This window comes from Paenibacillus sp. VT-400 (assembly GCF_001029205.1).
Lineage (GTDB): Bacteria > Bacillota > Bacilli > Paenibacillales > Paenibacillaceae > Paenibacillus > Paenibacillus amylolyticus.
The window spans coordinates 991,313-1,004,391 of the sequence record NZ_LELF01000067.1; the positions used below are offsets into that span (position 1 = coordinate 991,313).

Genomic DNA, 13,079 nt, shown 5'->3' on the forward strand with positions numbered 1-13,079 from the left:
GGAGGATGCAGCAATGGAAGACAACAACAAGTTGAAAATCGAAAGCCGCTTAGCACAAATTGGGTCCATCAATGAACCGGTAACAGGCGCCATTAACTTTCCGATCTATCAATCCACTGCGTTTCGCCACCCGAAGCTTGGACAAAGCACGGGGTTTGATTATATTCGTACCACTAATCCAACCCGTAAAGTGTTGGAAGAAGCCGCTGCAGCGCTGGAGTCCGGTGATGCAGGGTTTGCCTGTAGCTCGGGAATGGCCGCGCTGCAAACGATTTTTGCCATGTTTGGTCAAGGGGATCATCTGATTGTATCGCTGGATCTGTATGGTGGAACCTATCGTCTGCTGGAACGTATTCTGTCCCGTTTCGGCGTAACTGCTAGTTATGTGGACACGAATGACCTTGCAGCACTGGAGAAGGTTCGTCAACCGAATACAAAAGCTGTATTTATTGAGACACCAACCAATCCACTGATGATGATCACCGATGTGAAAGCCGTTGCTTCCTGGGCGAAAAGTTACAACCTGTTGACCATTGTTGACAACACGTTGTTGACTCCATTTTTCCAACGTCCGATTGAACTGGGTGCCGATATCATCATTCATAGCGCTACCAAATATCTGGGCGGACATAATGATGTGCTCGCCGGTCTAATTATTACCAAAGGTGAGGCGTTATCTGCAGAGATGGCGTTCCTGCATAATTCCATTGGAGCGGTATTATCTCCAAGTGACTCCTACCAGTTGATGAAAGGTATGAAAACGCTGGCCCTTCGCATGGAGCGTCATGAGCACAATGCACTTACTATTGCTAAATACTTGCTTGAGCACCCAGCGGTGGTTGAAGTGTATCATCCAGGTCTATCCGATCATCCGGGGTATGAGATACAGAACAAACAATCCACGGGTAACACAGGTATCTTCTCTTTCAAAGTGAAGGATGCACGTTATGTTGAACCGTTGCTACGTCATATCCAACTCATTGCTTTTGCCGAAAGTCTCGGCGGAGTCGAATCACTCATGACTTATCCGGCAGTACAGACTCATGCGGATATTCCGCTTGAAATTCGTGACGCCGTAGGTGTAGATGACCGTCTGCTCCGGTTCTCCGTAGGCATTGAACATGCAGATGATCTGATTGCAGATCTCGGCAATGCTCTGACAGCTGCACAGCAGGAAGTGGAAGGAGGCGTGCACTCATGAGGGAGTCCAACAATAAGCCCAATTCCGAGTTGAAATTTGATACCAAATTGCTCCATTTTGGCGATGAGATTGACAAAACGACCGGAGCCTCAAGTGTACCGATCTATCAAGCATCAACATTCCATCATTTTGATATCTTCAATCCGCCTCAACATGATTACAGTCGTTCGGGTAATCCGACACGTCAGGCTTTGGAAGATTACATCACATTGCTGGAGGGCGGCGCACGAGGCTTTGCCTATTCTTCGGGGATGGCTGCGATCTCAAGCGTGTTCATGATGTTCTCCGCAGGGGATCACATGATTGTAACGGAAGATGTATATGGAGGTACGTATCGTTTGCTTACTTCCATATTAAGCCGTATGCAGATCGAGACAACCTTTGTAGACATGACCAATATAGATGAAGTAAAAGCGGCACTCAAGCCAAACACCAAGGCAGTTTATATGGAAACACCGTCCAACCCTACACTGCGAATTACGGATATCGCTGCTGTAACTGACTGGTCGAAGGAACATGACCTGATCACGATTCTGGATAACACCTTTATGACACCTTACTATCAGCGTCCAATTGAGCTTGGTGTGGACATCGTCGTACATAGTGCTACGAAGTTTCTCGGAGGTCACAGTGATGTACTGGCAGGGTTAGCCGTTGCTCGCACGGAATCACTTGGCGTACAACTAAAACAGTTGCAAAATGGACTTGGAACTGTACTCGGGGCACAAGAATCTTGGCTTCTGATGCGCGGGATGAAAACCTTGGGGGCTCGCATGGCTCATAGTGAACGGAGTACAGCCAAACTGGCGGCATGGCTTAATGAGCGCAGTGATATTACCGCTGTCTTTTATCCTGGACTGGAGGATCATCCGGGCCGTGAGGCACATGAGCGCCAGTCCACAGGATATGGAGCTGTCGTTTCTTTTGACGTCGGTTCAGGTGATCGTGCAAAAGCAGTTCTTAACCGGGTGAAGCTCCCCATTGTTGCTGTAAGCTTGGGAGCTGTGGAGAGTATTCTGTCCTACCCAGCCATGATGTCTCATGCGGCAATGCCGGCTGAGGTTCGCCGTGACCGTGGCATTACAGATGGGTTGCTGCGCTTCTCCGTAGGTCTGGAAGATATCGAAGATCTCATTGTAGATTTGGAGCAAGCACTTCAGGAATCCTAACAAAAATGGATGCCCGAATACGCCGATGTGTATCACTTAAGTTCGAACTAATTCCTTTCCATATGTAAAAATTTTTACTTATTTTTAAAGCACCTGTACATAAGGTGCTTTTTTTCACATGTAACCTGTGTTACGATATGTGGAGTACAGAAATACGATGTTGCCACCAGAACTTGCTTCTCTTGAACAAGTTGGGACGGATCGTTATATAATTTCTCTTCATGAGGGAGGCTTTTTTACGATGAGTACGGTAGACCGTATCTTAGATAAAGCCCTTCGGGGCGAACGTTTAGACTTGGAAGACACGATTGAGCTATTTGAATCAAATGAAGTGGACAAAATCGGGGCAGCTGCTAATGTCATTATGAAACGCATGCACCCTGAACCATACAGAACATTTGTAATTGGGCGTAACGTCAACTACACAAACGTGTGTGATGTGTACTGCCGTTTTTGTGCTTTCTACCGCAGACCTGGTTCGGATGAAGGTTATGTGCTTCCGGACGAAGTGATTTTCCAGAAGATTCAGGAAACGGAAGATGTGAATGGTACCGAGATTTTGATGCAAGGTGGAACGAATCCAAACTTGCCTTTCAGCTATTATACAGACCTGTTGAAAGCCATCAAAGAGCGTTTCCCAAACATCACGATGCACTCTTTCTCCCCAGCGGAGATTATGAAAATGGTTGAAGTATCCGATGGCCTTACATTGGAAGAAGTTGTTCGTGCCATTCACGAAGCTGGACTGGATTCCTTGCCTGGCGGCGGCGCTGAAATTCTGGATGACCGCACACGTCGGAAGATCAGCCGCTTGAAAGGTTCATGGCGTGATTGGATGGACGTTATGCAAACTGCACACCGCATCGGTATGAACACCACGGCAACGATGGTTATCGGACTTGGTGAATCGATGGAAGAGCGTGCATTACACTTGCTCCGTGTACGTGAAGCTCAGGACGAATGTATTGCGAACAAGTATGACTCCGAAGGTTTCCTGGCATTCATTCCTTGGACCTTCCAGCCAGACAATACCAACCTTAAGCTGGAGCGTCAGACTCCGGAAGAGTACTTGAAGACTGTAGCCATCAGCCGACTGGTGCTGGATAATATCAAGAACATTCAATCCTCTTGGGTAACCATGGGTCCTGAGATCGGTAAGAAGTCGCTTGAATTTGGTTGTAATGACTTCGGTAGCACGATGATCGAAGAGAACGTTGTATCTGCTGCTGGTGCAACTTACAAAGTTAACATTGAATCCATTCTGCGTTTGATTCGAGAGTCCGGTTATATTCCGGCACAACGTAACACCCGATACGAGATTGTGCGCATGTTCGACGAAGAAAATGCCGTACATGAAGATTTCGTAATGCAGAACTAATTCTAATTAATTCAATACTACTCTTTATAAACTTTGATCGTTAGATAAGTATTTATGAAGCCAAGCCCGCTGACTACTCCGTTTGGAGAGACGGCGGGTTTTTTGATTTCTTTCTGCGGTTCGAGGTCATCAAACAGTACATGTTACGCAATTGGCGATATTTTATATTGAAATTGAACTGTTACAATGAAAGGGAACTTGTGTAGTCAGACACGCTGGAAGGGGTTAAACCGATGAAGAGAAGAATACTTGGCAAGACGGAACTGGACGTACCTGTATTGAGCTTTGGAGCATCCTCACTCGGTTCTGTATTTCGTGACATTGACCGGGACGAAGGGATTCGCACTGTACATGCAGCCGTAGATGCGGGGATGAATTACATAGACGTTTCGCCTTACTACGGGCTGACAAAAGCGGAGTCCGTGTTGGGTGAAGCCATCCGTAGCTTGCCGCGCAGTTCATATATGTTATCAACCAAAGCCGGACGGTATGGGGAAAATGAGTTTGATTTTTCACGTCAGCGGATTCTGGATAGCGTGCAAGAGAGCCTGGATCGACTGCATACAGACTATATCGACATTCTGTTCCTGCATGATATTGAATTTGTGCCAGCAGAGATTATTATCGAAGAAGCTTTTCCAACGTTGCTGGGTCTGAAAGAGCAGGGAGTTATACGACATGCGGGCATTTGTGGTTTACCCTTGCCTTTGTTCGAGAAGGTTCTGCCACAGATCGATGCGGATGCGATCATCTCGTATTGTCATTATTCATTGAATGATACCTCATTATTATCGTTATTGCCCCTGTTGGAAAAAAAAGAAATTGGCCTCGTCAATGCTTCGCCTCTTTCTATGGGCTTGTTGAGTACCCGAGGGGCTCCTGCCTGGCATCCGGCAGACGATCGGGTGAAAGAGCTCTGCCTGAAGGCTGCCCGCTTCTGTGCAGAACAAGGCAGTGACATTGCCAAGCTGGCCGTGCAATTCTCTACGTCGAATGAACGAATTCCGACAACACTGGTGAGCAGTGCCAGCCAGCGCAATATCCTCAATAATGCAGCCTGGATAGAGGAATCGATAGATCAGAGCCTGCTGGATGAAGTGCTGCGCATTCTGGCTCCATTGCATAACGAGACGTGGTCAAGCGGACGACCTGAATATAATACGAAGCCAAGCAACACGACAGCTGAAGCATCCAAGGGGGAACAACGATGAGAGCCATTGTATGTGAAGAAATAGATCAATTGAAGCTCCAGGACCTGCCTCAACCGGAACGAGCAGAAGGAGAGGCGTTGGTTGCCATTCGGCGGATTGGGATCTGTGGAACGGATCTGCATGCGTACAAAGGCAACCAACCATTCTTTACCTATCCTCGTGTTCTGGGTCATGAACTGGCGGCTGTTATTGAAGAAATCGGTCCGAACGAGGCTGGGTTACAGCCTGGGGATCAGGTAAGTATTATTCCGTATCTGCACTGTGGTCACTGTATTGCATGTCGCAATGGAAAAACCAATTGTTGTGCGTCCATGCAAGTCATGGGTGTGCACGTAGACGGAGGCATGAGAGAAAAAATCAACGTGCCTGTCTCACATCTGCTCTCAGCAGAAGGTTTGACGCTGGATGAGACGGCAATGGTAGAACCATTAAGCATTGGAGCCCATGCCGTCAGAAGAGCAGGAATTAAACCTGGTGAGCATGTGATTGTGATTGGAGCTGGCCCCATTGGATTGGGTGTGATGGCATTTGCCAAACAGGCGGGGGCGCGTGTTATTGCCGTTGATCGTAATTTGGACAGGCTGGAGCTTAGCCGGACCTGGGCTGGAGCGGATGACCTGGTACAGGCCAATGAACATACCGTACAACAAGTGTCTGAAATTACGGGAGGCGACTATGCTACAGCTGTCTTCGATGCAACAGGTAACGTGAATTCCATGAATGAGGCCATTCAATATGTGGCGCATAGTGGTCAACTCATTTTTGTAGGACTGGTGAAAGCGGATATTACCTTTCATGACCCCGAATTTCACAAGCGGGAGATGAGTATCCTGGGCAGTCGAAACGCAACCCGTGAAGACTTTGAACAAGTCCTGTCGACCTTGCGTCAAAAGAAATTAAGTATGGATGGGTATATCACACACCGCGTGGAATTTGATGAGCTACCTACGGCAATAGATCAATGGTTATTGCCAGATTCACATGTAGTCAAAGCCATCGTTGAACTATAATAACAATTAATTATAATAATAGAAAAAAAACGCTCTCTGACCTTGGTGGACAATACTGTCCATCCATAGGGGAAGAGAGCGTTTTTTTATTTTTCCGGATTCGTTACAATACCCGCATGTGGATCAATGTGACGCACAATGGACTTTAACCAGATCATCTCCAGCACATGTACCTCATAATAAAGTGCACCCGGGATTTGCCTGATCCATCCTTCCGCCATCGCGAGTTGTGTTGAGTCAGAAGTGGCTTCCAGAATTCCAGGTTCACGGCGTAGCCGTTTGCGTACAGCTTTTTCAACTTGAGAGCTTTGTGTGGTCAATATGCATACTTTGCGTTTGGAAGAGAAGCCCCTGAACGCAATGTACACCATTTCATAAGCAATAAGATAGGCGATTACAGAATACATCGCTTGGTCCCAGCCAAAGACAACACCAGCGGCTGTCAGTATCAACAAGTTAAGCAGCATGATTATTTTTTCGATAAGCATCCGTTTTCCGCTAAATACACGTTCAGGTGGGCGGGAAGACGGATCACCGATTTCCAGCGTATCCAGTGTCCCGCCATACCGTACGACGAGCCCAATTCCGAGTCCGAGGCATAATCCGCCAAACATGGCGGCAGCCAGCGGATGCTCTACAAGTGGCGGCATGGGATGAAGCACAATGGCACCGATCGAAAAGACAACCAGACCTAGAACAGTAACCAGTACAAATTTCTTCTGCACAATCTTGTAAGACAGAAATATAAACGGCACATTGAATAAAAATAGGAACAATCCAATCCTCATTTCGGTCCAGTGGGCGAAGAGTGAGGAAATGCCTGTAATGCCTCCAATAATAATCTTATTGGGGTGTAAGAACAATTCAAGTCCCACGGAGGCCAGAATTCCGCCCGCAATAACGAGAAACAGGTTTAACCAGCGGCGGGTAGACGATATCCTGGTCTTGGCGGTGTTTGGCACCGGATTAGCCGATATCAGAGGTGCTTTCATAGGTCATCCTCCTTAGTGCGGCTTTCGAGCCATTCTCCCTGGGTTAGTCACAGAAAGATCGGCGTAAGAGCCGCGAAGTACGTTAGTATGTCTGTTCTGTACAGACATAGGTGTTATCCTTCTTTCTGCAGCACCTTTGGTTCTTCTTTCTTTTTCCGAGGATCTTTGAACTTGAATATTTTATCCAATAAACGGAATACATGTTTGGACTCTTTGGTTAATAAAGGACCCAGAATGGCCAGAATTAGGACATACAGCGCGGCAAACGGTTGAATCATTGGTAACAGTCCCCCGGCTTTACCCATGTTGGCCAAGATGATGGAAAACTCACCCCGTGACACAATGGTTAATCCAATATTCGCCGATGCTTTGGGTGATAGTCCTGCACTGCGCCCGGCCAGCATACCCGCCAGGAAGTTACCGAACAATGTAATAACAACTGCAATCAGAGCTAACCATACGGCATCGCCACCCAAGGACAACGGATCAATGGACAATCCAAAGCTGAAGAAGAAGATGGCTCCGAAGAAGTCACGGAACGGTAGAATCAAGTGCTCAATCCGTTTCGCATGTTCTGTTTCAGCAAGCACCAGACCAACCAGTAATGCACCAATCGCTTCGGCAACATGAATGGTTTCAGAGAAACCAGCTACCAGGAACAAGGCTCCAAATACAACGAGAGAGAATAGTTCATTCGATCGAATTTTAAGCAATTTGTTTAGTAGCGGTGTTGCTTTGCGTCCAAGGATAATCACGATAAGCATGAATCCGAGGGCAATAAGTGCGGACATGATGACGCCTCCGATGGAGGATGAATCACTAAGCACAAGTCCGGACAAGATCGAGATATATACAGCGAGGAATACATCTTCGAACATAATAATACCCAATATCATCTCTGTTTCCGGATTGGCCGTTCGTTTCAAATCGACGAGTACCTTGGCCACAATGGCACTGGAAGAGATGGTAGTTATACCTGCGATAATAAGTGCTTCTGCAACTGGGAAACCGGACACAAAACCGAATATTAATCCCAGCGTAAAGTTAATGCCGATGTAGATCGAGCCGCCTACTGCAATGGAGCGACCCGATTTAATTAAACGACCTACCGAGAATTCAAGTCCAAGGTAGAAGAGAAGGAACAGGATACCGATCCGACCCATAAATTCAATAAAAGGCTGACTCTCAATAAAACGGAAGTCAAGATGCCAGATTTTCATGGCATGTGGCCCAACGGCCATCCCGATCAGAATATAAAATGGAACGACCGAAAATCTTAGTTTTGCCGATAAAAGGCCGGCTGCTGCAATGAGCACAAGGGCCAGACCTACTTCGAATATCAAATGATCCATCTATTTACCCCCTTCCAGTCAGGAGGAGGGATTTAAACAGTTTCTGCTGATTGCGTTCGCCAACGGCTACCACCGTGGATTCTGCACTGATAACTACCTCCGGACCTGGGCTGATATGTTTTTTGTGATTTTTCTCTACAACGGCGATAACCGTTGCCCCAGAGTTTTGACGTACGTCCAATTCACCGATGGATTTACCGATACTTCCGAAGGATGGTTCGATTTTGTACCACTCGATAATCAGGTCGTCAAACGTTACTTCAATATTTTCAAGCTGTTTTGGCTTGTAAGTTAATCCGCCAACAATAGCAGCGATCTGACGTGCTTCGTAATCGTCAAGTGTGATCATCGAGATGCTTTGATCGGGATCATCATACTCGAAGTGGTACATTTCCCGGCGACCGTCATCGTGAATAATAATGACAATTTTATCACCGCTGCTTGTTTCAATCTGAAATTTTTTGCCGATTCCCGGCAAGTCTGTTTCGCGTACATCCATGGATTGTTGCCTCCTTATAATTAGGGGCTGGCCACAGAAGACAGGCTTATTTCCCGAAAATGATTAATCTGCTGCTCAAGGGAACATCAAAAGATGCGGGTAAACAGAGCCAGAAATTCCTGACACAGCCATATGATTTGAATTTGTCGGTGTGGGTACAACAAAAATAGGTACTGTCATAAACATGGGTTTATCTAACGTGTGCTAAAAGGGTTATAAGTTATGCACAAGCGCACCGTCTTTAATTACAGAGGTGTCTTCATGCAAAAGCAACCTGTAAATACGTCGTAACGGCTAGTGAAGAGCGTTCACGTATTTTGGTGCTATAGGGGTGAGGGATACATACATGCTGGTAAACTTAATAGGTAGCAGAAATAATCTGCGTTTAAACAGACAATACCACGGTTTAAAGGACAGACCCGTTGTAGGGATTCGCAGCATCAATAACAATGCGAGGACAAGAAAGACAGGCTTATTATGCGTAACCGCAATCAGCTTGGACATAACTTGTGGATATTTGCGAATGACAGGTTTCTGCTGGGATTCGGGTATTTGCAACAGCACTTCCTTGTTGGAAGTTGCTTCTACAGACACCCCAACGGCAGATTCGGACTGCATCGGAATAGGGAAGCACAAGGCTTGGAAAACGCACAAAATGATAATGATAGTGTAGTGGAGTATTCTAGGTTGTTGTCTCATTTTGGCTTCCCTCCTTTCCCGTGAAATATACTGTTATTAAAATAATAACACATTTTTGTCTTAACTCCAAACCTCTTTATAATATACTGAGAAATCATGACACGCTTTCCATCAATCCGCTTCGTATATCCCCATCGGCCTTGCCATATACTTTGAACAGGAAGGAAAGGAGTGATTCTTGTGGAACTGTTTGCTGTATGGACCGATGTATCGCGGCAAGAGGAAGCGGATCAATTTTATCGTTGTGTCAAGGAAAAAACCAAAGGTTTACATATAAGTAAAAGAGGATTTCGGCTCACCTTCAAACATAATGATGGAAGAGCAACCTGGGTGTGCAGAGGGAATGAGAATCACGAAGACTTCCAGCAATGGCTTCCCCGGATCAGTGATCTGCTCTCCCTTGGACTCGCCGACTTCATTATGGAGACACAAGAACGGAGCATGGTGGAGGATATGATCGCCAAGGCGTGTTCTGTCATGGATGAGCATGAGGTGGAGAAGGTCAATCGAATCTGCATGCCACTTCTATTAAATGGTGATTTGGATCAGCCCGGACTTCGGGAGCGTCGCCGTACTACGTTAGCCAGTGGACTACGGCAGGATCTGGAGGATGTTCACTTTTTTCACCTTGAAGGCATTATCAACTTCCGCATACGGCCATACAAGCAGGAGCTTCAGGAATTAGTGGAGTATGCACTCGATGAGTTCTGGATGGATCGGCAGTATGAAGAGTTTATGGGGTTGTTAAAATATTTTGTGTTTTTTCAAGAAGCCAAAGTACCTCTGGTTCATCTTGTACACAAGGGAATGCATGAGTTTCAGGTACTGGATGCTGGACTTAATCTGTTACCCGTGCAAAAGGATGAACAGGTCGTTGTGGAAATGCCGGGTCTGGAACTGGAGATGGATATCGAAGATATGATTGTAAGTACACTCATCTCAATCTCTCCTGAGAAGGTCATGCTCCATACACGCACCCCGGATCTGCCAATCATCTCGACCATATGCCAGATCTTTGAAGACAAAGTGCAAATATGTCATCATTGCCCGGAATGCGAAGTGCTGCGCTCAGGATTGTTGACAGGTCTTGACGCAAGTGATCTCGGCAATTATAATAACTGTTGATCCATGAATTTTTCATGTGAACCATTGAACCAAAAGCGTTGACAAAGACAACAACCACACGCAAGATCGGTGCAGAGAGAGGAACCTTGGCTGAAATTTCCTCCGGATATCACGTATGGTTTACCCCTTTGTAGCTGCAATTTTGAAAGTGGAGTTAGAATATCGCCTTTAATGGGGATTATCCGCGAGTAAGGATCTGCCGGGTCATGCCCGTTATCGTCATGCCAATGAGGGCTGTATTTCCGAATATGGATGAATCAGCTGAATTAGGGTGGAACCACGAGTATATATCACTCGTCCCTTTGCCGGGACGGGTGTTTTTTGCGTTCCTTTGCAAAATGACTGGAATAGCAATAGATAATCAGTCCATAAATATCTGGACACAAAGGTTACATTAACAGGAGGAATGAGACAAATGGCAGTGAACATTAAATTACCGGATGGTTCGGTACGTGAGTACGCGGATGGCAGCAGCATTGAGGACGTAGCCGCTTCAATTAGCAGCGGATTGCGCAAAAATGCCGTAGCCGGCAAGCTGGATGGTATCGTGGTGGACTTGTCCACAACACTTCATGAGGGAGCATTGGTGGAGATCGTAACGCTGGATTCACCAGAAGGACTTGAAGTGATGCGTCATAGTACAGCTCACTTGATGGCTCAAGCAGTGAAACGTTTATATGGTAACAAAGAGGTGCGCCTCGGTATCGGCCCTGTCATTGAAGATGGTTTCTACTATGATATGGACCTCGAACATGCGCTCAATCCTGAAGATCTGCAAAAGATCGAGAAGGAAATGGAACGTATTGTGAATGAGAACTTGCCAATTGTACGTAAGGAAGTTAGCCGCGAGGACGCGATCAAAACGTTCGAAGAAGTGGGCGATCCTTACAAACTTGAGTTGATTCGTGATTTGCCAGCGGACAGCGTGATTACGATTTATGAGCAAGGTGAATTCTTCGACTTGTGTCGTGGCCCTCACGTACCATCAACTAGCAAAATCAAAGTGTTCAAACTGATGAATGTCGCGGGTGCTTACTGGCGTGGAGATAGCAAAAACAAAATGCTTCAACGTATCTATGGTACGGCTTTTGTGAAAAAAGCACAGCTGGACGAGCATTTGCACTTCCTCGAAGAAGCTAAAAAACGGGATCACCGTAAGTTGGGTAAAGAGCTGGAAATGTTCACATTCTCCCAACTGGTCGGTCAAGGCTTGCCAATCTGGTTGCCTAACGGTGCGAAGCTGCGCCGTACTCTGGAGCGTTATATTGTGGATCTGGAAGAAAGCCTGGGATACCAGCATGTATACACACCGGTTCTGGGTAACGTGGAATTGTACAAAACATCTGGACACTGGGAGCACTACCAGGAAGATATGTTCCCGAAAATGGTTATGGATAACGAGGAACTTGTTCTCCGTCCAATGAACTGTCCTCACCATATGATGGTGTACAAGTCCAGCATGCACAGCTACCGTGATCTGCCAATCCGGATTGCCGAGCTTGGTATGATGCACCGTTATGAAATGTCGGGCGCATTAACAGGTCTGCATCGTGTACGTGCAATGACACTGAACGACTCACACATTTTTGCACGCCCGGATCAGATCAAAGAAGAGTTCGCTCGTGTTATCGAGTTGATTCAAACAGTGTACAAGGATTTCGGTATCAACGAATACCGTTTCCGTCTGTCCTATCGTGATCCGCAGGATACCGAGAAATACTTCCAGAACGACGAGATGTGGGAAATGTCCCAACGCATGCTGCGTGAAGTTGTGGAAGAACTTGACCTTCCTTTCTATGAAGCTGAAGGTGAGGCGGCATTCTACGGTCCGAAGCTGGATGTGCAGATCAAAACAGCCCTGGGCAAAGAAGAGACATTGTCTACAGTTCAACTGGACTTCCTGTTGCCTGAGCGCTTTGAACTTGAATATGTGGGAGATGACGGACAGAAACATCGTCCAGTCGTTATTCACCGCGGTGTAATTAGTACAATGGAACGTTTCACAGCATTCTTGCTGGAGAACTTTGCAGGAGCTTTCCCATTGTGGTTGTCTCCGGTACAGGCAAAAGTGATCCCGGTATCCGGAAACTTCGACGATTATGCGCGTGAAGTGGAAGCGAAACTGAAACGTGCGGGAATCTCTGCTGAAGCCGATCTGCGGAACGAGAAGCTTGGATATAAAATCCGTGAGGCGCAGCTGGAGAAAATGCCTTATATGTTTGTTGTTGGTGAGAATGAGCGTAATGCAGAAGCGGTATCCGTGCGTAAGCGTGGAGAAGGCGATCTTGGCATGAAACCGGTCGATGAAATAATCGCTCAATTGAAAGAAGAAATTGCAACACGTTTGGTATAAATGAACAAATGATTTATCAGATAACCAGTGTATAATTTGCGCTGATCACTCTGAATAACGCCTGGATAACATGGGATTGACCTATGTTAT

Annotated in this window: 11 protein-coding genes; 7 read left to right on the forward strand and 4 right to left on the reverse strand. The window is 46.4% G+C overall.

The annotated features are described in order from the left end of the window. The first annotated feature begins 13 nt into the window (after positions 1-13). The 5 genes from EL84_RS15250 to EL84_RS15270 all read left to right on the forward strand — a co-directional run bounded on the left by EL84_RS15250 (position 14) and on the right by EL84_RS15270 (position 5,969). Positions 14-1,201, forward strand: coding sequence for a PLP-dependent transferase (locus EL84_RS15250; protein WP_047842271.1), 1,188 nt, complete (start codon positions 14-16; stop codon positions 1,199-1,201). Then, positions 1,198-2,370, forward strand: a complete 1,173-nt coding sequence (locus tag EL84_RS15255; RefSeq protein ID WP_047842272.1) for a trans-sulfuration enzyme family protein — start codon at positions 1,198-1,200, stop codon at positions 2,368-2,370. Before EL84_RS15250 ends, EL84_RS15255 begins: the two co-directional genes overlap by 4 nt. A gap of 241 nt (positions 2,371-2,611) precedes the next feature. Further along, a complete protein-coding gene (mqnC, locus tag EL84_RS15260; RefSeq protein ID WP_047844209.1) occupies positions 2,612-3,748 on the forward strand; it encodes a cyclic dehypoxanthinyl futalosine synthase in 1,137 nt (378 codons plus the stop codon). Positions 3,749-3,981: 233 nt separating this feature from the next. Beyond that, positions 3,982-4,959 (forward strand): aldo/keto reductase, encoded by a 978-nt coding sequence (locus EL84_RS15265; protein WP_047842273.1) that lies wholly within the window; start codon positions 3,982-3,984, stop codon positions 4,957-4,959. After that, positions 4,956-5,969, forward strand: coding sequence for a zinc-binding alcohol dehydrogenase family protein (locus tag EL84_RS15270; RefSeq protein WP_047842274.1), 1,014 nt, complete (start codon positions 4,956-4,958; stop codon positions 5,967-5,969). Before EL84_RS15265 ends, EL84_RS15270 begins: the two co-directional genes overlap by 4 nt. A gap of 86 nt (positions 5,970-6,055) precedes the next feature. On the opposite strand, the gene EL84_RS15275 is transcribed toward EL84_RS15270, so the two are convergent. From EL84_RS15275 to EL84_RS30875, 4 genes are all read right to left on the reverse strand, one after another. Beyond that, positions 6,056-6,961: a YitT family protein gene (locus EL84_RS15275; RefSeq protein WP_051447155.1), complete on the reverse strand. Its 906-nt coding sequence runs from the start codon at positions 6,959-6,961 to the stop codon at positions 6,056-6,058. 113 nt (positions 6,962-7,074) lie between these two features. Beyond that, complete coding sequence (locus EL84_RS15280) at positions 7,075-8,313, reverse strand: cation:proton antiporter (RefSeq protein ID WP_036610060.1); 1,239 nt, start codon at positions 8,311-8,313, stop codon at positions 7,075-7,077. A 4-nt stretch (positions 8,314-8,317) separates the two neighbouring features. After that, a complete protein-coding gene (locus EL84_RS15285; RefSeq protein ID WP_036610059.1) occupies positions 8,318-8,812 on the reverse strand; it encodes a cation:proton antiporter regulatory subunit in 495 nt (164 codons plus the stop codon). 294 nt (positions 8,813-9,106) lie between these two features. Continuing rightward, complete coding sequence (locus tag EL84_RS30875; RefSeq protein WP_051447154.1) at positions 9,107-9,511, reverse strand: hypothetical protein; 405 nt, start codon at positions 9,509-9,511, stop codon at positions 9,107-9,109. A gap of 180 nt (positions 9,512-9,691) precedes the next feature. Between EL84_RS30875 and EL84_RS15295 the strand changes: the two genes are divergently transcribed. Beyond that, positions 9,692-10,636 carry a putative sporulation protein YtxC gene (locus tag EL84_RS15295; RefSeq protein ID WP_047844212.1) on the forward strand — a complete coding sequence of 315 codons (945 nt, stop codon included), beginning with the start codon at positions 9,692-9,694 and terminating at the stop codon, positions 10,634-10,636. A 415-nt stretch (positions 10,637-11,051) separates the two neighbouring features. Then, positions 11,052-12,989: a threonine--tRNA ligase gene (gene thrS / locus EL84_RS15300; RefSeq protein WP_036610058.1), complete on the forward strand. Its 1,938-nt coding sequence runs from the start codon at positions 11,052-11,054 to the stop codon at positions 12,987-12,989. Positions 12,990-13,079: the final 90 nt, after the last annotated feature.

Excerpts from the sequence above, each read along its gene's own strand:
- EL84_RS30875 (WP_051447154.1), bottom strand. The coding sequence starts at position 9,511 with ATGAGACAACAACCTAGAATACTCCACTACACTATCATTATCATTTTG.
- thrS (WP_036610058.1), top strand. The coding sequence starts at position 11,052 with ATGGCAGTGAACATTAAATTACCGGATGGTTCGGTACGTGAGTACGCG.
- mqnC (WP_047844209.1), top strand. The coding sequence starts at position 2,612 with ATGAGTACGGTAGACCGTATCTTAGATAAAGCCCTTCGGGGCGAACGT.
- EL84_RS15275 (WP_051447155.1), bottom strand. The coding sequence starts at position 6,961 with ATGAAAGCACCTCTGATATCGGCTAATCCGGTGCCAAACACCGCCAAG.
- EL84_RS15280 (WP_036610060.1), bottom strand. The coding sequence starts at position 8,313 with ATGGATCATTTGATATTCGAAGTAGGTCTGGCCCTTGTGCTCATTGCA.
- EL84_RS15285 (WP_036610059.1), bottom strand. The coding sequence starts at position 8,812 with ATGGATGTACGCGAAACAGACTTGCCGGGAATCGGCAAAAAATTTCAG.
- EL84_RS15270 (WP_047842274.1), top strand. The coding sequence starts at position 4,956 with ATGAGAGCCATTGTATGTGAAGAAATAGATCAATTGAAGCTCCAGGAC.
- EL84_RS15255 (WP_047842272.1), top strand. The coding sequence starts at position 1,198 with ATGAGGGAGTCCAACAATAAGCCCAATTCCGAGTTGAAATTTGATACC.
- EL84_RS15265 (WP_047842273.1), top strand. The coding sequence starts at position 3,982 with ATGAAGAGAAGAATACTTGGCAAGACGGAACTGGACGTACCTGTATTG.
- EL84_RS15250 (WP_047842271.1), top strand. The coding sequence starts at position 14 with ATGGAAGACAACAACAAGTTGAAAATCGAAAGCCGCTTAGCACAAATT.